The sequence below is a fragment of the Devosia neptuniae genome (assembly GCF_025452235.1).
GTDB lineage: Bacteria > Pseudomonadota > Alphaproteobacteria > Rhizobiales > Devosiaceae > Devosia.
In genome coordinates, this window is sequence record NZ_CP104965.1 from 2121369 (window position 1) to 2142547 (window position 21179).

Here is a 21179-nt window from a genome sequence, read left to right on the forward strand (position 1 = left end):
GAATGCGGAAGGGCCCGCTGATGCGGGCCTTTTGTTTTTGGCTCAGGCGAAGGTGCCGATGAGCATTCTGGCGCACAGCCACAGCAGGACTGCAGCAGCTAGCGCGTAGCTAGCCCGGAACCACAGCGGGGAAACCGTTGTGCGTTTGAAGGTCGAGGCGAGCAGGGCAAGGATTGTGTGAACGGCCAGGAAGATGGCCACCAGGGCCCCGCCATAGATGGCCAATTGGATTGGCGCGGGGATGGATAGAGTTGGATCGGCAAATTGCGGCAATAGGCCGACATAGAATGCCATGGCCAGCGGATTGAAGAGATTGAGCAGCAGGCCCATGCTGATCAATTCAGTATCCGATCCGACACGCTCTGGGCGAGGATTAGCGAGGGAACCGCGTATGGCTTTTTTCGCATAGAGATAGGCGAAATAGGCAAGGCAGGCAGCGCCCAGGACAGCGATGGCCACACGCAGATTGCCATTGGCAATGATCAGGGTGCCCAAGCCCAGGGCCACGAGGGTCACGTGAATAGCGTCAGACAGGAAAATGCCGAGGGCGAGTCTCATGCCGGCCGGGAAGCCGCGCGATGCTGAGATGGATAGCAGCAGAAGTTTGGCCGGGCCGGGCGTCAGGATGAGTGACGCAGCGGTCAGGGCGAAGAGGGCGAGGCTGTCGGCGTCGAACATTCGCGCTCGCTGGTTGGTGTGGCTTGCTATGGGCTGCGGCTTTGAAGGGCGCCGATATCAGAGGCCCTGATTTCTGCGATAATCCATGATGGTGACGGCAATTGCGTAGCCAATGACGATGATCCAGCCGAGTACGAAGAGAACAGCGAAATCGGATGGATTTCCGCTCTGGAACTCCTCCAAGAAACTTGGCTTGGTTCTGTTGAAGCGTGGGCCATTGTCGCGGGTAAACATCAGGAAGCCCATTCCCGTTGCGATGACCAATTGCAGGATGCCGCTTGCCGGCCATTTCCCAAAATACATCCGGTGCTCCCCCGATTTTGAGACGGTATCACAGGCGGGGAGGGGCGCCAGACGCTGCGCGAGCCACGGTTAATGTGGCGCGCGCGGTGCGGGGCCCTTGGTCCGCCTACAAGTCCAGAGGCTTGGGCCATTCGTGTGCGGGAAGGAGTTCGCGCAGGGTTTGGGTCCGGTCGCGGTCGAGGATGATCTCGGCGTCGAGATTGGCGTCGTCGATCTGGCGCATGAATTCGCGGCAGACGCCGCAGGGCGGCAGGACGTGAAGTTGGCCGGTCTGTTCGTTTCGCCAGACGGCGACCACTTGTTTGATGCGGTATTCGCCCTGCGTGATCATCGCGGCCAGCGCATTACGTTCGGCGCAAAGGCCCCAACTGGGTGTATCGACACAGACCCCGGCATAGACCTTGCCGGTGCCGGAGACCACCACGGCACCGACGTCGCCAAACAGGCGGCCGGCGGTGGTTCGATGGGGCTTGAGCAGTTGGGCGGCCTGCTCGATGAGGTCGATGTTTTTCATGGAGGCTGCGCAATATGGCGGGGCACGGGCGCGTCCTAACGCTGCTTTTTGGCGAGGTCGATTTCGACGGTGGAGGTTTTGTCGGTGAGTTGGTTGGCCATCAATTGCAGTTCGTGGACCGAATAGGGGCCGCTGAGCATGATGCTGGTGCCCAGGATGGGGGACTGGATCGTGGGGGAATTGATGATCTTGCCGTCGATACTGACATCGATGGTCTTGCCGACATGTTCGGTGGTGAACTCGGCAATGGCTTGCTGGCTGGCAGGGGTGAGCTCGATCTGCAGGTTGTCGAAACCGGAGAGGGGATCGGTGACGACCTTGGCGAATTCGACCATGAGGCGAATTGGCTTGGCTATGGCGGGGGCAAGGGTGACCACAAACGCGATGGCGATGAGGAGGATGTAGCGGAACATGGCGGGATGGTAGCGCGGAATCGGCCGGAGGGTTAGCGGCTGATTTGTCCGCCGAGCCCTTTCCCCTGCTGGGGAGGCTCGGCAGCCAGAGACCTCACCGTGAGATCAAGGCGTGATCACCATGCGCTGGGTGGCGCGTTCGGCTTCATAAGTTTGCGGATCGTAGGCGGGTTGGGTTTCGAGCTGATCACGGGAGGTATTGAGGAAGAGGTAGCGCTGGCCATTGGTGTCGGAGGAGAAGGTCAGGTTTTCAAAACCGACCGCGACTGGCTTGGCGCCGAGGCCCAGGAAGCCGCCGACATCGACGATGATGGCGTCCGAATTACCCTGGGGCGTGAGGACGACATCGCTGATGGTGCCGATCTGCTCGTCATTGAGACCATAAACCGGGATGCCGCGGAGGTCGTCGGCGCTGAGATCGGCCTGGTCGACATTGGTCAGGCCGGAACGGTCGGGCGTCGTGGTGATGATCGGGCGCTCCGGCTGGTCGGTGGTGAGGGAAGGGGCGACAGGGGTGGCGTTGGGATTGCCGTCGACCAGCTGGTTTTGCTCCTGCTGGGTGGTGAGGGCGGGCTTGCCGGTGGCTTCCTCACTGTCGGTCCAGATGAAGGCAGGAGCTTCGGAGAGTTCTTCCTCGGTGGTCTCAAGCACCCAGCGGCGGGTGCCATCCTCGCGCTCGGCCCAGGTGAGCTCGGCGAAGTCGACCGCAACGTCTTTTTCGCCAATGCCCAGAAAGCCGCCGACGCCGATCACCACGGCGGAAATTCCCATGCCCGAAGTGATGACCATGTTGTTGATGGTGCCGACCTCACGAGCATTGTCCGCCACCGAAGTGTAGACCTTCTGGCCCAATAGCTTGGTCACCAGCACGTCCTGATCGTCGGCCGCATAGCCTTCGGAGAGCACGGTTGGTGGCGTGAGGCCGCTTTGTTCGAGCTCGCTGGGGGTGGCGGGAGAAGGCGCAGTGTCCTGAGCATAGGCGGAGCTGGCCAGCAGCAGGACGAGGGCAGAGGCGGTGACGAAGTGGCGCATGAATTATCCTTAAGCCGGAATGCAAAGGGCCGGCCCGAAGGCCGGCCCTCACGCTCATAATCCCCGAAGGGGTCAGTTGGTTGCTGGGGCCGGCGCCATGGCGCCACCATCGGCAGGGGCAGCAGGCGCCGCGCCATCGGCGGGAGCCGTGGTATCGACCGGCTCATCCTCCGCCCAAACGAAGTCGGGGGCCGCCGTCAAGGCTTCGGCAGTGGTGGGCAGGACCCAGCGCTCGGTATTGTCGCCAGCTAGGGTGAATTCGAGCTGGCTGAAGTCCACGGCCACGGCCTTTTCGCCAATGCCCAGGAACCCGCCGACGCCGATCACCACGGCGGTGATCTGGCCGCTTTCGTCAAACACGATATCGGAGACATTGCCGATTTCTTCGGCGTCGTCGCCGCTGGACGAATAGACCGGCTGGCCGATCAGCCTTGTGCCGAGGTTATCGGTATCGGCAGCCGTGTAGCCGGCCGACATGTCCCAGGGTTCATTGACGTCAGTGGTCTGGGCGGCGCCGGTATCGACAGAATCGGCCGGAGCCGGAGCGGCGGGCGCTGCAGGAGCGGCCGGGGCTTCAGTGGTCGCCGGAGCGTCCGGGGCCGGCGGGGTGGCTTCCTGTGCGATCGCGGGGGCCGCAAGCAGCAGGGCTAGCGCCGAAGTGGTCAACAGGGTGCGGATCATTGTAGGCTCCTTAGGTTCATCGGTTCGGTGAACAGGGCCGTACGGTGCAAAACTTGCGAGGTGGCGCACCGTGCGGCCCATTTATGAGGGGTCAACGTCACGAGTGCGCGAGATGTTCCGCACCGATTTTTCGTGGCTTTTGGGGAACCAAATGAAAAGACCGGCTCTCAGGCGAGGCCGGCCTTCTCCGCCTCCCTGGGCGGTTTTTCGTTCTTGGAGCACGCGGCGCAACCAGGCGGCGCGCAGTGCTCCCGACATCGCCGACCATAGCGCAGCAGTGATGGCGGGGCACGCGGGACCGCTCGGCAGGCTTAATGGGTTGCTAACTGGTTAACGGCGGCAATGTAATCCAAGCTAGCTCAAGGCCGCCGTGTCGCGGTCATAGCTGCGCATGGCACGGTGGGGCATGCCGCCATCCTGAAATTCGGGACCGAAGGCGGCAAAGCCCAGGCGTTCGTAAAAACCGAGCTTGTCGGATTGAGCGGTGAGATAGAAGCGCTCGCGGCCTTGGGCTTTGGCGTAGTTCATGGCAGCCAGCATCATAGCCTTGGCTATGCCCTTGCCACGGAAGCTGGCCCGCACGGCGACGCGGCCGATCTTGATGTGCTCGGGCTTGTCGAGCAGGCGCAGCGTGCCGACCACTTCGCCTTCGAGAATGGCGACGAAATGGGTGGCGGTGAGATCGTCGGCGTCGTTTTCCTCCGCCTCGGGGACTTTTTGTTCCCAGACGAACACTTCGCGGCGCAGCGCGAAGGCGGCATTGCAGAGCGTGGAGAAAGGCGGGGCGGTGAGGATGGTGATGTCGGACATGGGCGGAGAATAGCGATGCGATGGCGGGGTGGCTAGGTCATTTGCCCATGCACCAGATCATGCACGAAGCCGAGTTTTTCGATCACCTGGGGCGTGAGGATGAAGGGATAGGCGTCGGGATGACCCATGGCGCGGTTTAGATTGTTGAGCATTGACGCCAGGGGAATCCAGTTGTCGACCACGGTCTGCATATCAGGTGTGGTGTAGGGATCGAAATCAACACCCACGGCCAGGGATTCATCTGCAGTCTTGGGACGGGCACGGACGCCAAAGGCGGCGGCCATTTCGACCGTATCGGTGATGTGCAGGTAATGGGCGAAGGTTTCGGCAAAATCCTCCCAGGGATGGGCGCTGGCATAGGCGCTGATATGGGTTTGCGGCCAGCCGAGAGGAGCGCCAGTGGCATAGTAGGTGGCCAAGCTTTGCGCGTAGTCGGCGGTTTCATCGCCGAACAGGGCGCGGAAGCGCTCGAGCGCTGATGTGTTGGCGACCAGCAGGTCCCAATAGTGGTGGCCGATTTCGTGGCGGAAATGGCCGAGCAGGGTGCGATAGGGCTCGCCCATGGCGGTGCGGCGGCTTTCGCGCTCGGCATCGTCGGCCTCGGCCAGGGCGATGGTGATGATGCCGCTATCATGGCCGGTCATCACGGGGACGGGTTCGATGGGCATATCGGCCAGGAAGCGGAAGGAAAGCCCGTGCGCGGGGTCCTCAGTCCGGGTGCGCAGCGGCAGATGCAGGCGCAGCAAGGAATAGAACAGGCGCTTCTTGGCGCGCTCGATAATTTGCCAGCGTAGCAGATTGCTCGGATCGGCAAGGGCGGGAATGGTGTCATTGTGCCGGCAGGCGGCGCAATAGACGTCGCCGCCGGGATTGGCAGGGACCAGCCAATTGCAGGCGCCATGGCGGGCGTTCTCGCAGAACAGATAGGCCTCGCCGGGAAAGACCGGACTGCTCCAATGACCACCGCTCTCGACCAGTGACACCAAGGCATTGCGATCGGGCAGATAGCCGAGCTGGTGGCGGCAGCGTTCGCACACCGCATTTTCAAAATAGACGGTGTTGCCGCAATGGTCGCAGACGAAGAGTTTCATTGAGCTTGCCCCAAGTCGTAGGCGAATAATGCGCGAGGGAGCGTGGTGTTCCGCGGGGGAGAGTGGTGAGCGTGGGGTGTGCAGGCGAAGCCATTATGGGCATGATCTGCTATAAGATCACAAGGCTGCAGCGCTGGGGGTAGGGCATGAGCATCGAATTTTTGATAACCACGCTGATCGTGGTCGTATCGCCGGGCACGGGCGCGCTTTACACCATCGCAGCTGGGCTGAGCCGGGGCGCAAAGGCGAGCGCGGTGGCGGCGTTTGGCTGCACGCTGGGGATCGTGCCGCATATGCTGGCGGCGATCACGGGTCTGGCGGCGATCCTGCACACCAGCGCATTGGCGTTTGAAATCATCAAATATCTGGGCGTCGCCTATCTGCTCTATATGGCCTGGGCCACGTTGCGCGAAAGCGGTGCGCTCAGCGTCGAACAGGATGTGGCGCATAAATCGGCGGGCAAGGTGATCGTGGAAAGCGTGCTGATCAACATTCTCAATCCCAAGCTGTCGATTTTCTTTTTTGCCTTCCTGCCGCAATTCGTGCCGGCGGATGCGCCCAATGCGCTGCCGCAAATGCTGGAATTGAGCGCGGTGTTCATGGGCATGACTTTTGTGGTGTTCGCACTCTATGGGCTGTTTGCCGCATCGATCCGCGGACAGGTTATCAGCCGGCCGGCCATCATGACGTGGATGCGGCGGACATTTGCCGGGGCGTTCGTACTGCTGGGCGCGCGGCTGGCGCTGACGGAGCGATAATCAGGCGTTGTTGAAGCCCTGGGTGGTGGCGAGCCACCAGGTGGTGCCGGAAGGGTCGGTGATGCCGCAGCGGCGATCGGCGTCGTCCTTCTGGGTGGGTTCCTGCACCACCTTGCCGCCGGCGGCGCGGGCCAGCTCGAAACTCTGGTCGACATCGGGAACATAGACGTGGATATGGGCGCTGCTGGTGGCGCCGGGCGCCTGGCCGAGCATCAGCACGGTATCGTCGATCTTGAATTCGACATGGCGCAAGGCGCCGCTCTCGTCGCGATGCTCCAGCGTGGGCTCGTCGCCAAATACGGCTTTGATGAAATCGAGCACCGGCTTGGCGTCGCTGACGATCAGGTAGGGGGAAAGGCTGTTGTGGCCGGCAGGCTTGTACATGATTTCACTCCGTTTGATGAGCAATGAACGCGGTGGCCAGGTGGTTCCAACCTGGGCAACCTGGCCCCCCTGCCAAGCGTTTTAGTTGAATCAACCCATGTCGCGGAGATGAAAGATGATCGGATGGGATGAAGGAAAAATTCGCAACCGGGCCTATCTGCTATGGGAGCGGGCTGGATGGCCGCAGGGCCGGGACCAGGAGTTCTGGCGCCGCGCCGAGGAAGAACTGGCGCGCGAGGACCAGCTCGATCTGTCCAAGGAAGACACCGAGATAAAAAAGCCGCCATTGCTGCCGGGACATCTGCTGCAGTAGTTTCGCGCCTCAATAGTTATTCGATGAAGTCCGCTCGACCAGCTTCTAGCCGATAGAAGCCATTCTGGGGAACGGGCAAGGTAAGCACTTCGCGTCGCGAGAGCCCCAGATAGACGCCGCGGATAATCCTGCCGGTCAGCCCGTGGGATATGGCGATTGTGGGCGTGGAGACAGTGTCGGCCAGCCAGGATTTGGCGCGAGCACAAATTTGCTCGAAAGTTTCGCCGTCTGGCGAGCGAAAATACCAATCGAATGCGTCAGTGCCGTCTAGGGCGCCAGGATGCTCCTGGTCTATTTCATAGAGGGTCATCCCGTCCCAAGATCCGATGGTGACTTCTATCAGTCGGGCCTCTTCCTTGGCGGGAAGGGGGATGAAGGCGGCTACGCGGGCGGCGGTTTGGCGGGCGCGACCGAGAGGGCTGATATGGAGTTCAAAGCAGTCGGGGTTGGGGATTTCTTCGGCAAGGCGGCGAGCTGCTAGATCGGCTTGCGCGATGCCGGTCGGGGTTAGGGGAGAGTCCAATTGACCCTGGAATCGGCTTTGGGTGTTCCAGAGGGTTTCGCCGTGGCGGAGGAGGTAGAGGGTCATTGGGGGTAACTCTCCGTGGTTCTGCCTGGATTTAAGCATGGGAACGCGCAGAACCCCTCACCCTGAAATTCTGCTGAACGCAGAATTTCTGTCCCTCTCCCTCAAGGGGCGAGGGAGGGAAGAAGGCGCTATTCCGTGCGGATGGAATAGTGCCGTTGCAGGCCGGCGGTGATCTCGGCCCAGGCGGAGGTGGCGGTGCGGGCCTGGTGGGCGTCGAAGGCGAATTGGTTGGCGAAGATTTCGCTGACCAGGAAATGGGTGGGATTGTCTGGGTTTTGGGCGACGGAAAAGGCGAGACATCCCGGTTCAGCACGGGTGAGGGCGATGTGAGCGGGCAGGGCCGCGATGACCGCTTCAATGCGGTCGGGCGGCACTTCCAGATGGCCCGTCAGGTAGACTTTGCCCATGGCTAGATGCTTCCCACCGTCTTGAGGCGGATGCGGGGGTGGACTTCGTTCTGGCTCATGACCACCGTTTGGGGGCGGAAGCGTTCGATGATGGCGCGGACATGGGGGCGGATCGAGGGGGAGGTGATCAGCACGGGCAGCTCGCCCATCTGGGCGGCGCGTTCATAGCCCTGCTGGATGCCGGCGATGAATTGCTGCAGGCGGGATGGGGCCATGGCCAGGTGCCGGTTGTCGCCATCGCCCACCATGGCTTCGGCGAAATCGCGCTCCCATTGCGGGGAGAGGGTGAGCAGCGGCAGGTTGCCGTCGGGGCCCAGATTGGCGGCGCAGATCTGGCGGGCGAGACGGGAGCGGACATGCTCGGCAATCATCTGGGTGGAGCGGCCGGGGCCGGCGATTTCGGCAATGCCTTCGAGAATGGTGGAGAGATCGCGGATCGAGATGCGCTCGGTGAGCAGGGTCTGCAGCACGCGCTGGACGCCCGAGACCGAAATGAGGCCAGGGATGATGTCTTCGGCCAGCTTTTGCTGATCCTTGGGCAGGCCCGAAAGCAGGGATTGCACATTGGCGTAGTTGAGCAGGTCGGAAACGTTGGCCTTGAGCACTTCCGTCAGGTGCGTGGAAATGACCGTCGAGGGATCGATGATGGAGAGGCCGCGCAGTTCGGCTTCGTCGCGCAGAGCCGGCTCGATCCAGGTGGCGGGTAGGCCGAAAGTGGGTTCGGTCGTGTGGTGGCCGGGCAGGTCGATCTGGTTGCCCATGGGGTCCATGACCATCAGCTGATTGGCGAAAATCTGGCCGTGGCCGGCTTCGACTTCCTTGATGCGGACTTTGTAGTCGTTGGGCTCGAGCTGCATATTGTCGAGAATGCGGACCGGGGGCATGACAAATCCCAGTTCGGTCGCCAGTTGCCGGCGCAGCGCCTTGATCTGCTCGGTGAGGCGATCAGAACCGTTTTCGTCTTCCTTGACGAGGCTGAGCAGGCCATAGCCAAGTTCGAGCTTGAGTTCGTCGATCTTGAGGCTGTCGGAAATCGGGGCTTCGGTGGCGGGGGCATTGGCGCCGCCGGGCTTGCTGGCTTCAATGGCCGACTTCAGATCGACCTCCGCTTGCCTTTCGTCCTTCTTGCTGGCCGAGCGCCAGGCCAGGTAGCCGACACCGCCGGCAATGGCGAGGAAGGGGATGACCGGCATGCCGGGCAGGAAGGCGAGCAGGCCCATGACGGCCGAGGACATGCCCAAGGCGCGGGGATAGCCGGTGAACTGGGCCGAAAGGGCCTTGTCGGCCGAGCCGGTCACGCCGGATTTGGAGACCAGGATGCCGGCGGCAGTGGAGACAATCAGCGCGGGGATCTGGGAGACCAGGCCGTCGCCGATGGTCAAAAGGGTATAGACATTGCCGGCCTCCTGGATGGAGAGGCCTTCCTGCATCATGCCGATGATCATGCCGGCAACGACGTTGATGAAGGTGATGATCAGGCCCGCAATGGCGTCGCCGCGCACGAACTTGCTGGCGCCGTCCATGTTGCCGAAGAAGGCGCTTTCGCCTTCGAGATCGGCGCGGCGCTGCTTGGCGGTGGCTTCATCGATCAGGCCTGAGCTGAGATCGGCGTCGATGGCCATCTGCTTGCCAGGCATGGCATCGAGGTTGAAACGGGCGGCGACTTCGGCGATGCGGCCGGAACCCTTGGTGATGACGATGAAGTTGACGATCACCAGGATCGCGAAGACCACGACACCAATGATGAAATTGCCACGCATGACGAAGTGGCCGAAGGCCTCGATGACGTGTCCGGCGGCGGCGGTGCCAGTGTGCCCGTCCGAGAGGATGAGGCGGGTGGTCGCCAGGTTCAAGCCCAGCCGCAGCATGGTGGCGATGAGCAGGACCGTCGGGAAGGACGAGAATTCGAGCGGCTTCTGGATGAACAGGGCCGTCATCAGGATCATCACGGAAAAGACGATGGAGACAGCCAGCAGCGCATCGAGCAGCAGCGGCGGCATCGGCACGATGAGAATGACGATAAGGCCCATGACGCCGGCAGCGAGCGCGATATCGCCCGAGCGGAGCAGGTCGAAGACTGACGCAGCGGTGGGGATCTTGAAGGCTGGGCGGGGCCGGCCGGCTGGGAGGTCAGTCATGAGATTTGATCACCAGCGTTAGGCGCGGGATTTGTGGTCGGCCCAATATTCATCAAGCCACTGACCGTCTCTCGCCGGGGTCGGGCACGTTGGTGCCTTCGTCGGCATATTGGTTGAGCTTGTTGCGCAGGGTGCGGATCGAGATGCCCAGGATGTTGGCGGCGTGGGTGCGGTTGCCCAGGGTGTGATCGAGCGTGTCGAGGATCAGGTCGCGTTCCACATCGGCGACCGTGCGTCCGACCAGGGCCGCCGACATGGTTTGGGCGGTTTGGGCCAATTGAGCCGACAGGCTGCCGGCACTGGCGGCTTCGATCAAGCCCATGCCGTCGGGCAGGACGATCGCGTCGGGGCCGATAATATCGCCCGAGGAGAGCAGGACCGCCCGGTGCAGCGTGTTTTCCAGCTCGCGGACATTGCCCGGCCATGGAGCCTTGAGCAGGGCGTCGCGGGCTTCGGCGGAAAGGGCGCGCGGAGGGAGGCCATTGGCCTTGGCGTATTTGGCGACGAAGTGTTCGGACAAAGCCACGATATCGCCGGGACGGTCGCGGAGCGGGGGAGCTTGAGGTTGACCACGTTGAGGCGGAACAGCAGGTCTTCGCGGAAACTGCCCTCACGCACTGCCTCGTTGAGGTTGCGGTTGGAGGTGGCGAGGATGCGGATATCGACGGGGACGGGCTTGGTGCCGCCGACGCGGTCGATAATGCGTTCCTGAATGGCGCGCAGCAGCTTGGCCTGGAGGCGCACATCCATTTCGCTGATTTCGTCGAGCAGCAGGGTGCCGCCTGAGGCTTCTTCGAACTTGCCGATGCGGCGGGCGATGGCGCCGGTAAAGGCGCCTTTCTCGTGGCCGAACAGCTCGGATTCGAGCAGGGCTTCGGGGATGGCGGCGCAGTTGACGGAGATGAAGGGCTTGCCAGCGCGTTTGCTGCGGGCGTGGACGTGCTTGGCGATGACTTCCTTGCCGGTGCCGCTTTCGCCGGTAATGAGGATCGAGGCGTCAGAGCCGGCAATCTGCTCGGCCATGCGGACGACGCGGTCCATGGCCGGGTCGCGGTAGAGGAATTCGGAGCTGTCGCGGGCGACGGCGGCGATGACGGCGGCAATCAGCTCGGCATCGGGCGGCAAGGGAATGTATTCCTTGGCGCCGGCGCGAATGGCGTTGACGGCGGCGGCCGCATTGGTCTCGATGCCGCAGGCGACGACGGGAATGGCGATGCGCTCGGCTTCAAGGCCCGCGATCAGCCCGGCAATGTCCATCATGACATCGACCAGTAGCAGATCGGCGCCGCGGCCGGCGCGAAGGGCCGCCAGGGCGATTTCGATGGAGGGAGCGTGGGCTACCTTGGCGCCGCCATCCATGGCCATTTTGGTGGCGGTGCTGAGCTGACCTTCAAGGGCCCCGATAATGAGGAGACGCATGGTTCCGGACTCCTTACTGGGGCTTGATGATTTCGGTCATGGTGACGCCGAGCCGGCCTTCGACCAGCACGATTTCACCACGCGCCACGAGACGGTCATTGACGAAGATTTCGACGGCCTCGCCGACCTGGCGGTCCAGCTCGATTACGGTGCCGGTGCCGATGCGGAGCAATTGGCTGACCGGCATCTTGGTGCGGCCCAGCACCACCGAAATGCGAACATGCACGTCGAATACGGCTTCGAGATCGGCAGCGCTGCGCTCGGTATAGGTCTCGGGGCCGCCGCGCTGGCCGGGGACGGTCATTTCCTCGAAGGTGATGCCTTCAGAGCCGGCAGTGTCATTGGGATCGGGGATCAATGTCCGGTCTCCTCGTGGTTCGCAGCGGCGGGTGCGCGCGTGTTGAGATAGGCCGAAATGGCCTTGTCGATGTCGGCTGATATGGCGGCGATGTCCCGGACCAGGCCACCATCGACCCATTCCAGACGCCCGTCGCTCAGGCGCTGGTCGGGATCACCCATGACGACGAGGCGCCCGGCAAAGCCGGAGGTCTGCATATGGGCGGTGGCAACGTCGCGGATGGCGTCGGCAATGTCGGGATGGCAGCGGATGACCAGATGCGGCACGCCATTCAGGCTCTGCATGCATTCGGCGATCAGCGCGTCGAGCTCGACGGTGGGATGGCGGGCCAGCAGGTGCAGCGCCAGCTTGCGGCCAATGCTGGCGGCCAGCTCGACCGCCTCGCGGCGGCTCTGGGTCATGGCGTCATCGAGGGCCGCGACCATTTCGCCGGTGCGGGTGGCCAGGGTACCGGCGGCGGCGGCCAGAGTCTGGGCGGCCATGGCGGTGGCGTTCTTTTCGCCCTGGGCGACGCCCTCGGCATAGGCATCCTCGCGCGCCTGAGCGACGAGCTGGGCGACCAGATCTTCGGGCACGGTGGGGCGAATGGGCGCCATGGCGGGGGTGGGGCGTTCGCCAAGGTCCAGATCGAAGGTGAAACGTGCTGCCTGTGCCACTTACGCCACCATCTGGTCGTCGGATTTGGTCTTGAGGATGATGATTTCACCCTTGGCAGCGAGGTCCTTGGCGGTCGAGACCATGCGGCCCTGCGCCTCGTCGACATCCTTGAGGCGCACGGCGCCCATGGTTTCCATGTCGTCGCGCAGCAGCTTGGCGGAACGGGCCGACATATTGGCGAAGAAGAAGTCTTTGATGGTCTCGTTGGCACCCTTGAGAGAAAGGGCCAGTTCGCGCTTGTCCATGCGCTGCAGCAGGGTCTGCATGGCGGAGGCCTCGAGGCGGGTCAGATCTTCGAAGGTGAACATCAGCGCCTTGATGCGCTCGGCGTCTTCGCGGCTGTTTTCCTCGAGCGAAGTGATGAAGCGCGCTTCGGTCTGGCGATCGAAACTGTTGAAGATTTCGGCCATCTGCTCGTGGCTGTCGCGACGCTTGGTGTGGCTGAGCGTCGACATGAATTCGGTGCGCAGGGTGGTCTCGATCTTTTCGAGGATTTCCTTCTGCACCGGGTCCAGGCCCAGCATGCGCTGCACCACATTCATCGCCAGCTCCTCGGGGAGAATGGCGAGCACTTTGGAAGCATGGTCGGGTGCGATCTTGGAGAGCACCACCGCGATGGTCTGGGGATATTCGTTCTTGAGATAGGCGGCGAGCACGTCTTCCTGAACGTTGCTCAGCTTTTCCCACATATTGCGGCCGGCCGGACCGCGGATTTCTTCCATGATGGAATCGACGCGCTCGGCGGGCAGGAACGAGAGCAGCAGGCGTTCGGTGGAGTCGGTATTGCCCGACAGCGAGCCGTTGGAGGCAATGGTGGTGACAAACTCGATCATCAGATCGTCGAGCATTTCCTGGGTGATCGGGCCCAGTCGCACCATGGCGCGGGAGAGGGTCTTGATTTCCAGCTCGTCCAGCTCGTCGAAAATGGGCTTGCCGTAATCAGGACCAAGCGCCAGCAGGAGGGCTGCGGCTTTTTCGTCGCCCCGCAGCACGCGCTGTTCACCGGCGCCGACCACCAATTGGCGTGGGGCGGTGATGTCTGGAATGTCGGTGGATTGGGAAACCAGGGCCATCTCGGTTACGCCGCGTTACCCAGCCAGTCGCGCACGATCAGCGCGGCCTGCTTGGGATTTTCTTCAACAAGGGTGCCGACCGTCTTGAGGGTCTGCAATTGGGTTTCGCCCATGGAGCGGGCATTGGCGACCCAGGCGGGGGTCTTGTCACGCGGCTCTGCCGTAGTTTCCGCCAACACCTCGCCATTGGCGGCGAGTACGCCGTGATGGCTGACTTCGGCGGCGGTGGGCAGAGCCAAAGGCTGGCTTTCCGGGGTCAGCACTCTCTTGAGCAGCGGGCGCATGACGAAGAAGACCAAAGCCAAGGCGATGAGCAGGGTGACCGCCATTTCGGCGCCGTTCATCAGATCGTCGCGGGTGAAATCAAGCAGGCCAGCCGAAGCATCGGTACCGGGTGTCGCCAGTTCGGGACGCTCGGCGAACTGCATATTGACCACTTCGACGCTATCGCCGCGGGTTTCCGAATAGCCGACGGCGGAGCGGACCAGGGTCAGGATCTGGGCGATCTCGTCGGCCGTGCGGGGGGTGTAGACCGGGGCGCCCTGCGGGTCGGTGGTGTAGACACCATCGACCACGACGGCGACCGAGAGGCGCTTGACCGCGCCGGCTTCGGTAACGGCGGTCTGGGTGGTCTTGGAAATCTCGTAATTGGTAACTTCTTCGCTGGACGTGCCCTGCTCGGAGGTGCCGGCGGCGCCGTTGTTCTGGCTCGCGCCGGGCAGTTCATTGGCCACGGTAACCTGGCCGGTAGCGCCATTGGACAGGTTTTGGTTTTCCCGCAATTGAGTGGAGCGGACAACCTGCCCATCAGGATCGAAGGTTTCCTGGGTGGTGGTGGAGCGGTTGAAATCGATCTCGGCAGCGACCTCGACGCGGGCGCGGCCAGCGCCAACGACATTGGCCAGCATGTCCTCGACGCGGGTGCGCAGGCGGTTCTCAAAGCCCAGTGTGCGCTCGGCGGCCTGGCCGGACATGGCGCCGGCCGCATCGTCCTCGGTGCCCGAGGCCAGCAGATTACCCTGGTCGTCGACGATGGAAACGCGGGTGGGCGTCAGCCCTTCGATAGCGGAGGCCACCAGATGCTGGATGGCGCGGATTTCGCCGCTGGAAAGCTCGCCCCGCACGGACAAGACGATAGAAGCCGAGGGATCCTTGCGTTCACGGCGGAACAGTTCGCGCTCGGGCAGGACCAGATGCACGCGGGCCGACTTGATGCGGTTGAGCGAGGCGATGGTGCGGGCCAGTTCGCCTTCGAGAGCGCGAACATTGTTGATGTTTTGCACGAAGCTGGTGGCGCCCAGGGTCGATTGCTGGTCGAAGATTTCGTAACCGACCTGGCCGCGCTGGGGCAGGCCGGAACTGGCCAAGCTCATGCGCAGGGTGGTGATCTGGTCGCGAGGCACGAGAATCGTGTCGCCATCGCCGCGCAGCTCGAAGGGAACGTTGGCCGTCTGCAGTTCGGTCACAATTGCCGAAGAGTCTTCGAGGGACAGCCCGGTATAGAGGGGAGCCAGATTGGGCGCCTGGGCCCGCATGATCAGGAAACCGAAGAAACCGAGCATCAATACCGCCACGGTCGCCATGGCCGCGAGACGGGGCAGACCGATGCGATTAATGAGCTGGGTAAGATTGTCCACGCCGGCACTCGATTCGAAGGGGGCCACGCGACGCAAACGAACACCGGGACCGATGGGCAAAAATTACCTAGCAGATGGTAAACATTGTCTTAACTCCCCGTTGCAGTTTGCGAATTTGGGCAGAAAGTGCCGGGTTGAGTGAAGGAAAGGTGAAGCGATGAAGGTTTTGGGACGGGTTACCTCGATCAATGTGCGCAAGGTGCTGTGGGCATTGGACGAGTTGGGGCTGGGTTACGAGCGGGAAGACTGGGGCCTGCCGCTGCGCGATCCGAAAGTGCCGCAATATCTGGCGCTCAATCCGAACGGGCAGGTGCCGGTGCTGATCGAGAACCAGTTCGTGCTGTGGGAAAGCAACGCCATCCTGATCTATCTGGCCGAACGGGAGGGGCAATTGCTGCCCAGCCAGCTCGAATTGCGGGCGCTGGCGCTGCAATGGCTGATCTGGCAGGCGACCGAACTCAATCCGCCCTGGGGCTATGCCGTTAATGCGCTGATCCGCAAGACGCCGGGCTATGACGATGCGGATAAGGTTGCAGCGTCAATCGCGTCCTGGGGCGATAAGATGGCTATCCTCGAGGGGCAATTGGCCCGCGGGCAGGTCTTTGTCGCGGGGGACGAGTTTTCCATCGCCGATATCGCGATTGCCCTGTCGGTGCATCGCTGGATGAGCCTGCCAGCCGAGAAGCCGGAATTTGCCGCGGTGGCGGACTATTATGAGCGGGCGATGGCAAGAGAGGCCGGGGCGAAGTGGATGGCGCCGGAAACGCCATAGATACGCGGTTCGTGCCACTGGCTCGCCAGAAACAACAAAACCCGCCGCGGCGAACCGGGGCGGGTTTTGCAATTCAGTCTGCCGGGATCAGCCCTCGCGGTAATGCTGGATCCAGGTGGTCCTGAGGCCGGCAAGGCCGTGTTTATCGATGGCGGCCTGCCAGTTGAGGAATTCATCGACGCTCAATGTGTAGCGATCGCAGGCCTCTTCAAGGCTGAGCAATCCACCGCGCACTGCTGCGACGACTTCGGCTTTACGGCGGATGACCCACCTCCGCGTATTGGCGGGGGGAAGGTCTGCAATCGTGAGCGGACTACCGTCCGGTCCGATAACGTACTTAACGCGTGGACGCATTTGTACGGTCATTTTACTCTCTACTCAAACCTGACCATATAAGTTCAGAGAGTAGGGCAACGGCCTTAAAATTCAGCTAAGGGGAAACTTACAACAGGTTAAGAATGCGCTGCGATTTCAAAGGATTGAATCGCGGTTGTGACAGCCTGATACAAGCTTCTTCTATTGGCTGCAGGCCAGCGCAAGTCGCTGACCACTAACATATTTCGGCTGAACTAAAGCCGATCAGCTTCAGGATGCAGTGTCGTCCTCGTCCGGAATGGGCGCAGTGTTGGGGATGCGCACATTGGTGACGTCGGAGAGCAGAATCTTGCTGGTGCCGACGGTCAGGATCGGCTGGGCGCCCGAGAAGTCGACGGCGGTGACGATGCCGATGGTGGAAGTGGATACCTTGATCGTATTGCCCGACAGATTGGTGCCCTTGATCTCGATCGTATAGGTGCCATCGGGCTGGGTATTGCCGTCCGACCCCTTGCCGGTCCATAGGAAATTGCCCGGGCCTTTATCGAGTGAGCCTGCCTCGGTGTAGACCACGCGGCCATTGGCATTCTTGATGGTGACGGTGGCGTTGGCCACTTGCGCATCGGCATTGAAGGCCCAGGTGGCGCCGCCGTTTTTGAGTTCGGCGGTGGTGCCGGCGGCGGTGATTTCCCGGCCGATATAGGAGACGGCGTCGGTCTTGCCCGTACTCTGCGTAGTTTGCAGCAGGCTTTCGAGGAATTCGTTGGTCTTGAGCTGCTGCTCGACACCGGTGAACTGCACCAATTGAGCCGTGAACTGATTGGTATCCAGCGGATCCAGCGGATTCTGGTTTTTCAGCTGCGTGGTCAGGATATTGAGAAAAGTATCGAAATTCTCGGCAATGGTGGTGCGCGAGCCGCTGAGGGCACTGGTGTTGGAGCTTCCCGAAACGCTATCGACGGCCATGGGCTGATCCTTACGCGAGAATGTTGACGCCGCTGGCCGTGAGGCTGCCGCGATAAAGGTTGATGGTGGGGGCAGGCGCCTCGTCGGCTTCGCCGCCGGCATCGGCCGCGCCGAACAGCGAAGGGCGGCCATTGCGCTCCTCGCCTTGCTGGCCGCCGCCATTGAAGGGGTTCTGCTTCAGCGAAAATTCGAGATTGGTCTTGGCGCCATCGAGCCCGGCCTGTTGCAGGGCCCGTTCCAGGCCGCGCTGATCGCGCTGCATCAGGTCCAGGGTTTCTGCTTTCTCGACGGTGAGATGGGCTTTGACGCGGCCAGTGGCATCGATATCGAGGCGTACATCGATGCGGCCGAGTTCGGCCGGATCGAGCCGGATCTGGAAGCGGGTATTGCCATCGGTTGCCTGGCGGGCGACTTCGAAGGCCAGTTGCGGCAGATTAAGCTGCTGCTGGCTGGTCTGATAGCCGGCATGGACGACGCGGGGGGCGAGCAGCGGGTCGACGCGCGCGGTCTGCTGTTGCGGTTGCGCGGCCTAGCTATCGGGTTGCTGCTTGTCGAGCGGGGCGGCGACGGGAATAGCGGCAGTTTTGGCATCGCGCTCGGGCGGTTTGCCAGTATCGGGCTGCGGATCGGGATCGCCTTTGGGCCTGTCGTCGATGGCCGGCTTGGCCTCGATTTCAGGTTTTGCAGCCGGTTCGGACACAGGCTCGGCCTTGGCTTCGGCGGTTTTGCCGGTGATAGCCGGCTCGGTCAGCTTGAGTTCGGGCGTTGCCAGCGGCTGGGCGTTGGCGGTGGTTTCGACCTTGATGGCGGTGCGGGCGGCGAGCTTGTCGAGCGCGGCCTGCAAATCGGGATCGAGCTCGGCGCTGGCCGGATCCATGCCCAGGGCAGCAAGCGCCTCGGGTGCGGCATCGCCGGCACTGAGAGCTTTTGCAAGAGCGGCGAGTTTATTGCCCATATCAGCCAATTGCTGGGCCAGTTCGGCATTGGCCGAGACCTCGGTGGCGGCATTGCCGCCCTGCAGCGATAGCGCGAGCGGGGCCAGAGCCTTGGCCAATAGATCGGTAGCGCTGGTGCCCGTCGCGCCATTGGCGAGGGCGGTCAGCTCGGCTGCGCTGGGCAGGTTATCGAATGACACGCCCAGGGACTTGGCCAAGGCTTCGAGCGCCGCGGTGAGATCGGCCATTTCCTGATCGGTCGGGGCCTTGCCCGCCTCAAGGCTGGCGCTGAGCTTGGTGAGGCGATCGAGCAGGTCAGCCAATTGATCCTTGGGCGGGGCCGGCTGGATGGGCATGGTCGCGTCGACCGGAGCGGCGACGGCCTGCGGATCATCGGTCGTGCGTTCTTCGTCATCGGCGCGAGGTTTGGACGGCTCGCTGGCGGGGGTAGGCTTGGCGGGCGTGGGTGCAGCTTTGCTGACGTCGTCGAGCAGTTCGGCAAAGGCGTCGTGCCGCGCCAAAGCCTGGCCATTGAGGCTCTTGCTGAGAGTGCCGGTGGCGGTCGAGGTCAAGACGGTCAGATTTGATGCCACGCTAAGCGGACCCGTGAAGTGAGACTAATCCGGGAACAGCAATGCAAGAGGGGTGCCAAGTGGCAGGCCCGCGTATTGCTGTTATAATCCAATGGGTTGATCTTGGCGCTACTCGGCGCTGACATGTCCCGTCCCGGCAGAAAAGGTGGGTAGCGGCAATTGTTGCCGGGTGTTGCAGCGCATTGCGCGAGCGGGCGTAAGGGAGTATGGAGCTGGCCTTAAATTCGTCCGCTGGCCCTTGAACCCAACCGGATAGAGGAATGATGTTGAACTCGCTTGATATTGCCAAGCGTCCCGAAGACACGCGCATTGTTGTTGCGATGTCGGGGGGCGTGGATTCTTCGGTCGTGGCAGGCCTGTTGGCCCGGCAGGGTTATGACGTGGTTGGGGTGACGCTCCAGCTTTACGATCATGGCGAAGCCACCCACCGCAAGGGCGCGTGCTGCGCCGGGCAGGATATCCACGATGCGCGGCGCGTGGCCGCGACGCTGGGCATTCCCCATTATGTGCTCGATTATGAAGAACGCTTCAAAAAGAGCGTCATCGCGCCCTTTGCCAATGCTTACCAGCAGGGCGAAACCCCGGTGCCGTGCATTGCCTGCAACCAGTCGGTCAAGTTCGTCGACCTGATGACGGTGGCGCAGGACCTCGGCGCCGATGCCCTGGCAACGGGGCATTATGTACAGAGCAAGCTGGGCGCGGATGGACGGCGGCAGCTGTTCCGGCCGGTCGATGCCGAGCGCGACCAGACCTATTTCCTGTTTGCCACGACGCAGGACCAGCTCGATTATCTGCGCTTTCCGTTGGGCGGGATGGGCAAGGCTGAAGTGCGCGAACTGGCGCGGGAGATGGGGCTGGAAATTGCTGAAAAGCACGACAGCCAGGACATCTGCTTCGTGCCGCAGGGCAAATATGCCGACATCATCCGCAAGATGCATCCCGAAGCGGTCGCAACGGGCGAGATCGTGCATCTGGATGGCCGCGTGCTGGGGACGCATGAAGGCATCGTCAATTACACGGTGGGCCAGCGCAAAGGCCTGGGGATCGCCGCGGCCGAACCGCTTTATGTGATCAAGCTCGAACACAAGACCGGGCGGGTCATCGTGGGGCCGCGCGAGGCGCTCAAGACCCATACGGTGCGCTTGCGCAATGTGAACTGGCTCGGCGGACGGCCGTTGGCCGAACTCAGCGCCGGCAATGGCGCCCCGGTCGAGGTCAAGGTGCGCTCGACACGCGGACCGCAGCCCGCCGTGGTGCAGATGCGGGGCGAAGATGTCTTCGTGACGCTGGTATCTGGCGAATACGGCATTTCGCCGGGCCAGGCCTGCGTGTTCTACGCTGATGATACCCCGACCTCGGAAGTCTGGGGCGGCGGGTTTATCGCCGAAGCAGTGCCGGCGGTGTTTGCGGCGTAGCAGAAATGAGCAAGCCGCTCATTTCGACGGAGCACGCCCGGCTGGCGCTTGAGGCGCGGTGGCCGGGCGTTTCCGCGTTTTCGCCATTGGTCGAAGGCGAGGAGTCCCGGGCGTTTCGTTTTGAACGCGGCGGGCAGGACTTTGTGTTGCGCATCAATCGGGACTCTGGCGGCTTCGCCAAGGACGATTTGGTGCAGCGGCTATTTGGCGCTCAACTGCCGATCCCCGAGGTCATGCTGATGGGCCAGTTGGAGGACGGGCTCGCCTTTTGCATCTCGCGGATGGTGCCGGGGACAACGCTGCAGGCGCTGCCGGCGGATCGCCTGGCGCCGGCGTTGCAGCCAGTGGCCGACCTGCTTGAGAGTATTGCGGCCATCAATGTTGGTGCGATCGCGGGATTTGGGCCGTTCGATGCGCAGGGCAGGGCTCGCTTTGCCGGATGGACCGCCTTTGTGGCAAGTATCGGCGACGTGGCTCACTATGATTGGTCGCGAGCCTGCATCGAGGGCGTTGCGCCCTGGCTGGAACAGGTGCTTGCATTGTCCAATACCTGCCCTGATACGCGTCAGCTGGTGCATGGGGATTTCGGATCAAACAATGTGCTGTTTGCGGAGGGCCGGATCACGGGGGTCATCGACTGGTCGGAGGCCATGGTGGGCGATGGCCTTTATGATGTGGCCAACATTCTGTTCTGGCGGACCTGGCTTGATTGCATGGAACAGCAGGCGGCCTTCTTTGAGGCCAACCGCCCAACTTGGCTCGCCCGCCGGGACCTGCTGCGGTGCTATCACCTCCGTATTGGGCTGGATCTGATCTATCAATGCGCGCTGGCCGGTGATCGTCCGATGCTCGATTGGGCGCGGCGAAGGTGTGGGGAAGTCGCTAACTTCTGAGGTGTTTGCGGCTTAGCGTAGGGCCTTCACGGTCT

General features: G+C 62.5%; 25 protein-coding genes and 1 pseudogene. 5 read left to right on the forward strand and 21 right to left on the reverse strand.

Annotated elements, in window-relative coordinates; all coding sequences use genetic code 11:
- Positions 1 to 42 precede the first annotated feature (42 nt).
- The 8 genes from N8A98_RS13220 to N8A98_RS13255 form a co-directional block, all read right to left on the reverse strand.
- Positions 43 to 678 carry a LysE family translocator gene (locus tag N8A98_RS13220; protein ID WP_262165975.1) on the reverse strand — a complete coding sequence of 212 codons (636 nt, stop codon included), beginning with the start codon at positions 676 to 678 and terminating at the stop codon, positions 43 to 45.
- A 57-nt stretch (positions 679 to 735) separates the two neighbouring features.
- Positions 736 to 981: a hypothetical protein gene (locus N8A98_RS13225; protein WP_262165976.1), complete on the reverse strand. Its 246-nt coding sequence runs from the start codon at positions 979 to 981 to the stop codon at positions 736 to 738.
- 106 nt (positions 982 to 1087) lie between these two features.
- Positions 1088 to 1495 (reverse strand): cytidine deaminase family protein, encoded by a 408-nt coding sequence (locus N8A98_RS13230; protein ID WP_262165978.1) that lies wholly within the window; start codon positions 1493 to 1495, stop codon positions 1088 to 1090.
- Positions 1496 to 1530: 35 nt separating this feature from the next.
- Positions 1531 to 1908 (reverse strand): SecDF P1 head subdomain-containing protein, encoded by a 378-nt coding sequence (locus N8A98_RS13235; RefSeq protein WP_262165979.1) that lies wholly within the window; start codon positions 1906 to 1908, stop codon positions 1531 to 1533.
- A gap of 105 nt (positions 1909 to 2013) precedes the next feature.
- Positions 2014 to 2940: a PRC-barrel domain-containing protein gene (locus N8A98_RS13240; protein ID WP_262165981.1), complete on the reverse strand. Its 927-nt coding sequence runs from the start codon at positions 2938 to 2940 to the stop codon at positions 2014 to 2016.
- Positions 2941 to 3012: 72 nt separating this feature from the next.
- Positions 3013 to 3621: a PRC-barrel domain-containing protein gene (locus N8A98_RS13245; RefSeq protein WP_262165982.1), complete on the reverse strand. Its 609-nt coding sequence runs from the start codon at positions 3619 to 3621 to the stop codon at positions 3013 to 3015.
- Positions 3622 to 3975: 354 nt separating this feature from the next.
- Entirely contained in the window at positions 3976 to 4431 is a 456-nt protein-coding gene (locus N8A98_RS13250) for a GNAT family N-acetyltransferase (RefSeq protein WP_262165984.1), read from the reverse strand.
- 32 nt (positions 4432 to 4463) lie between these two features.
- A complete protein-coding gene (locus N8A98_RS13255; RefSeq protein ID WP_262165985.1) occupies positions 4464 to 5522 on the reverse strand; it encodes a zinc-binding metallopeptidase family protein in 1059 nt (352 codons plus the stop codon).
- Positions 5523 to 5668: 146 nt separating this feature from the next.
- On the opposite strand from N8A98_RS13255, the gene N8A98_RS13260 reads away from it, so the two are divergent.
- Positions 5669 to 6280: a LysE family translocator gene (locus tag N8A98_RS13260; RefSeq protein WP_262165987.1), complete on the forward strand. Its 612-nt coding sequence runs from the start codon at positions 5669 to 5671 to the stop codon at positions 6278 to 6280.
- On the opposite strand, the gene N8A98_RS13265 is transcribed toward N8A98_RS13260, so the two are convergent.
- Positions 6281 to 6664 carry a VOC family protein gene (locus tag N8A98_RS13265; protein ID WP_262165988.1) on the reverse strand — a complete coding sequence of 128 codons (384 nt, stop codon included), beginning with the start codon at positions 6662 to 6664 and terminating at the stop codon, positions 6281 to 6283. It lies immediately after the preceding gene.
- Positions 6665 to 6779: 115 nt separating this feature from the next.
- Here N8A98_RS13265 and N8A98_RS13270 point away from each other — a divergent pair, with 115 nt between their 5' ends.
- Positions 6780 to 6977 carry a DUF2934 domain-containing protein gene (locus N8A98_RS13270; RefSeq protein WP_262165990.1) on the forward strand — a complete coding sequence of 66 codons (198 nt, stop codon included), beginning with the start codon at positions 6780 to 6782 and terminating at the stop codon, positions 6975 to 6977.
- Between the two features lie 16 nt (positions 6978 to 6993).
- Here the strand turns inward: N8A98_RS13270 and N8A98_RS13275 are convergent, their stop codons facing one another.
- From N8A98_RS13275 to fliF, 8 genes and pseudogenes are all read right to left on the reverse strand, one after another.
- Entirely contained in the window at positions 6994 to 7566 is a 573-nt protein-coding gene (locus N8A98_RS13275) for a histidine phosphatase family protein (protein ID WP_262165991.1), read from the reverse strand.
- 128 nt (positions 7567 to 7694) lie between these two features.
- Positions 7695 to 7973 (reverse strand): putative quinol monooxygenase, encoded by a 279-nt coding sequence (locus N8A98_RS13280; protein ID WP_262165993.1) that lies wholly within the window; start codon positions 7971 to 7973, stop codon positions 7695 to 7697.
- Between the two features lie 2 nt (positions 7974 to 7975).
- Positions 7976 to 10111 (reverse strand): flagellar biosynthesis protein FlhA, encoded by a 2136-nt coding sequence (gene flhA / locus N8A98_RS13285; protein WP_262165995.1) that lies wholly within the window; start codon positions 10109 to 10111, stop codon positions 7976 to 7978.
- 52 nt (positions 10112 to 10163) lie between these two features.
- A pseudogene (flbD, locus tag N8A98_RS13290) lies at positions 10164 to 11530 on the reverse strand (sigma-54-dependent transcriptional regulator FlbD).
- A 13-nt stretch (positions 11531 to 11543) separates the two neighbouring features.
- Positions 11544 to 11834 carry a flagellar motor switch protein FliN gene (fliN, locus tag N8A98_RS13295; protein ID WP_262171975.1) on the reverse strand — a complete coding sequence of 97 codons (291 nt, stop codon included), beginning with the start codon at positions 11832 to 11834 and terminating at the stop codon, positions 11544 to 11546.
- Between the two features lie 50 nt (positions 11835 to 11884).
- Positions 11885 to 12544: a FliH/SctL family protein gene (locus N8A98_RS13300; protein WP_262165996.1), complete on the reverse strand. Its 660-nt coding sequence runs from the start codon at positions 12542 to 12544 to the stop codon at positions 11885 to 11887.
- A complete protein-coding gene (gene fliG / locus N8A98_RS13305; protein WP_113120150.1) occupies positions 12545 to 13618 on the reverse strand; it encodes a flagellar motor switch protein FliG in 1074 nt (357 codons plus the stop codon).
- Between the two features lie 5 nt (positions 13619 to 13623).
- On the reverse strand, positions 13624 to 15255 hold the full coding sequence (fliF, locus tag N8A98_RS13310) for a flagellar basal-body MS-ring/collar protein FliF (protein ID WP_262165999.1): 1632 nt from the start codon (positions 15253 to 15255) through the stop codon (positions 13624 to 13626).
- A 157-nt stretch (positions 15256 to 15412) separates the two neighbouring features.
- Here fliF and N8A98_RS13315 point away from each other — a divergent pair, with 157 nt between their 5' ends.
- Positions 15413 to 16027, forward strand: coding sequence for a glutathione S-transferase family protein (locus N8A98_RS13315; RefSeq protein WP_262166000.1), 615 nt, complete (start codon positions 15413 to 15415; stop codon positions 16025 to 16027).
- An 87-nt stretch (positions 16028 to 16114) separates the two neighbouring features.
- Here the strand turns inward: N8A98_RS13315 and sciP are convergent, their stop codons facing one another.
- From sciP to N8A98_RS13335, 4 genes are all read right to left on the reverse strand, one after another.
- Entirely contained in the window at positions 16115 to 16393 is a 279-nt protein-coding gene (gene sciP, locus N8A98_RS13320; RefSeq protein WP_035102845.1) for a CtrA inhibitor SciP, read from the reverse strand.
- A gap of 219 nt (positions 16394 to 16612) precedes the next feature.
- Positions 16613 to 17308: a flagellar hook assembly protein FlgD gene (locus N8A98_RS13325; protein ID WP_262166007.1), complete on the reverse strand. Its 696-nt coding sequence runs from the start codon at positions 17306 to 17308 to the stop codon at positions 16613 to 16615.
- Between the two features lie 10 nt (positions 17309 to 17318).
- Positions 17319 to 17798, reverse strand: a complete 480-nt coding sequence (locus N8A98_RS13330) for a flagellar hook-length control protein FliK (protein ID WP_315974555.1) — start codon at positions 17796 to 17798, stop codon at positions 17319 to 17321.
- A gap of 39 nt (positions 17799 to 17837) precedes the next feature.
- Positions 17838 to 18836 (reverse strand): hypothetical protein, encoded by a 999-nt coding sequence (locus N8A98_RS13335; RefSeq protein ID WP_262166008.1) that lies wholly within the window; start codon positions 18834 to 18836, stop codon positions 17838 to 17840.
- A gap of 260 nt (positions 18837 to 19096) precedes the next feature.
- Between N8A98_RS13335 and mnmA the strand changes: the two genes are divergently transcribed.
- Together mnmA and N8A98_RS13345 are read left to right on the forward strand one after the other, a co-directional pair.
- Entirely contained in the window at positions 19097 to 20251 is a 1155-nt protein-coding gene (gene mnmA, locus N8A98_RS13340) for a tRNA 2-thiouridine(34) synthase MnmA (protein ID WP_315974460.1), read from the forward strand.
- A 5-nt stretch (positions 20252 to 20256) separates the two neighbouring features.
- Positions 20257 to 21144 (forward strand): phosphotransferase family protein, encoded by an 888-nt coding sequence (locus N8A98_RS13345; protein ID WP_262166010.1) that lies wholly within the window; start codon positions 20257 to 20259, stop codon positions 21142 to 21144.
- Positions 21145 to 21179: the final 35 nt, after the last annotated feature.

Excerpts from the sequence above, each read along its gene's own strand:
- N8A98_RS13225 (WP_262165976.1), bottom strand. The coding sequence starts at position 981 with ATGTATTTTGGGAAATGGCCGGCAAGCGGCATCCTGCAATTGGTCATC.
- N8A98_RS13255 (WP_262165985.1), bottom strand. The coding sequence starts at position 5,522 with ATGAAACTCTTCGTCTGCGACCATTGCGGCAACACCGTCTATTTTGAA.
- sciP (WP_035102845.1), bottom strand. The coding sequence starts at position 16,393 with ATGACCGTACAAATGCGTCCACGCGTTAAGTACGTTATCGGACCGGAC.
- N8A98_RS13245 (WP_262165982.1), bottom strand. The coding sequence starts at position 3,621 with ATGATCCGCACCCTGTTGACCACTTCGGCGCTAGCCCTGCTGCTTGCG.
- N8A98_RS13250 (WP_262165984.1), bottom strand. The coding sequence starts at position 4,431 with ATGTCCGACATCACCATCCTCACCGCCCCGCCTTTCTCCACGCTCTGC.
- fliN (WP_262171975.1), bottom strand. The coding sequence starts at position 11,834 with ATGACCGTCCCCGGCCAGCGCGGCGGCCCCGAGACCTATACCGAGCGC.
- N8A98_RS13280 (WP_262165993.1), bottom strand. The coding sequence starts at position 7,973 with ATGGGCAAAGTCTACCTGACGGGCCATCTGGAAGTGCCGCCCGACCGC.
- fliG (WP_113120150.1), bottom strand. The coding sequence starts at position 13,618 with ATGGCCCTGGTTTCCCAATCCACCGACATTCCAGACATCACCGCCCCA.
- mnmA (WP_315974460.1), top strand. The coding sequence starts at position 19,097 with ATGATGTTGAACTCGCTTGATATTGCCAAGCGTCCCGAAGACACGCGC.
- flhA (WP_262165995.1), bottom strand. The coding sequence starts at position 10,111 with ATGACTGACCTCCCAGCCGGCCGGCCCCGCCCAGCCTTCAAGATCCCC.
- N8A98_RS13260 (WP_262165987.1), top strand. The coding sequence starts at position 5,669 with ATGAGCATCGAATTTTTGATAACCACGCTGATCGTGGTCGTATCGCCG.
- N8A98_RS13230 (WP_262165978.1), bottom strand. The coding sequence starts at position 1,495 with ATGAAAAACATCGACCTCATCGAGCAGGCCGCCCAACTGCTCAAGCCC.
- N8A98_RS13265 (WP_262165988.1), bottom strand. The coding sequence starts at position 6,664 with ATGTACAAGCCTGCCGGCCACAACAGCCTTTCCCCCTACCTGATCGTC.
- N8A98_RS13235 (WP_262165979.1), bottom strand. The coding sequence starts at position 1,908 with ATGTTCCGCTACATCCTCCTCATCGCCATCGCGTTTGTGGTCACCCTT.
- N8A98_RS13240 (WP_262165981.1), bottom strand. The coding sequence starts at position 2,940 with ATGCGCCACTTCGTCACCGCCTCTGCCCTCGTCCTGCTGCTGGCCAGC.
- N8A98_RS13325 (WP_262166007.1), bottom strand. The coding sequence starts at position 17,308 with ATGGCCGTCGATAGCGTTTCGGGAAGCTCCAACACCAGTGCCCTCAGC.
- N8A98_RS13315 (WP_262166000.1), top strand. The coding sequence starts at position 15,413 with ATGAAGGTTTTGGGACGGGTTACCTCGATCAATGTGCGCAAGGTGCTG.
- N8A98_RS13270 (WP_262165990.1), top strand. The coding sequence starts at position 6,780 with ATGATCGGATGGGATGAAGGAAAAATTCGCAACCGGGCCTATCTGCTA.
- N8A98_RS13345 (WP_262166010.1), top strand. The coding sequence starts at position 20,257 with ATGAGCAAGCCGCTCATTTCGACGGAGCACGCCCGGCTGGCGCTTGAG.
- N8A98_RS13275 (WP_262165991.1), bottom strand. The coding sequence starts at position 7,566 with ATGACCCTCTACCTCCTCCGCCACGGCGAAACCCTCTGGAACACCCAA.
- N8A98_RS13220 (WP_262165975.1), bottom strand. The coding sequence starts at position 678 with ATGTTCGACGCCGACAGCCTCGCCCTCTTCGCCCTGACCGCTGCGTCA.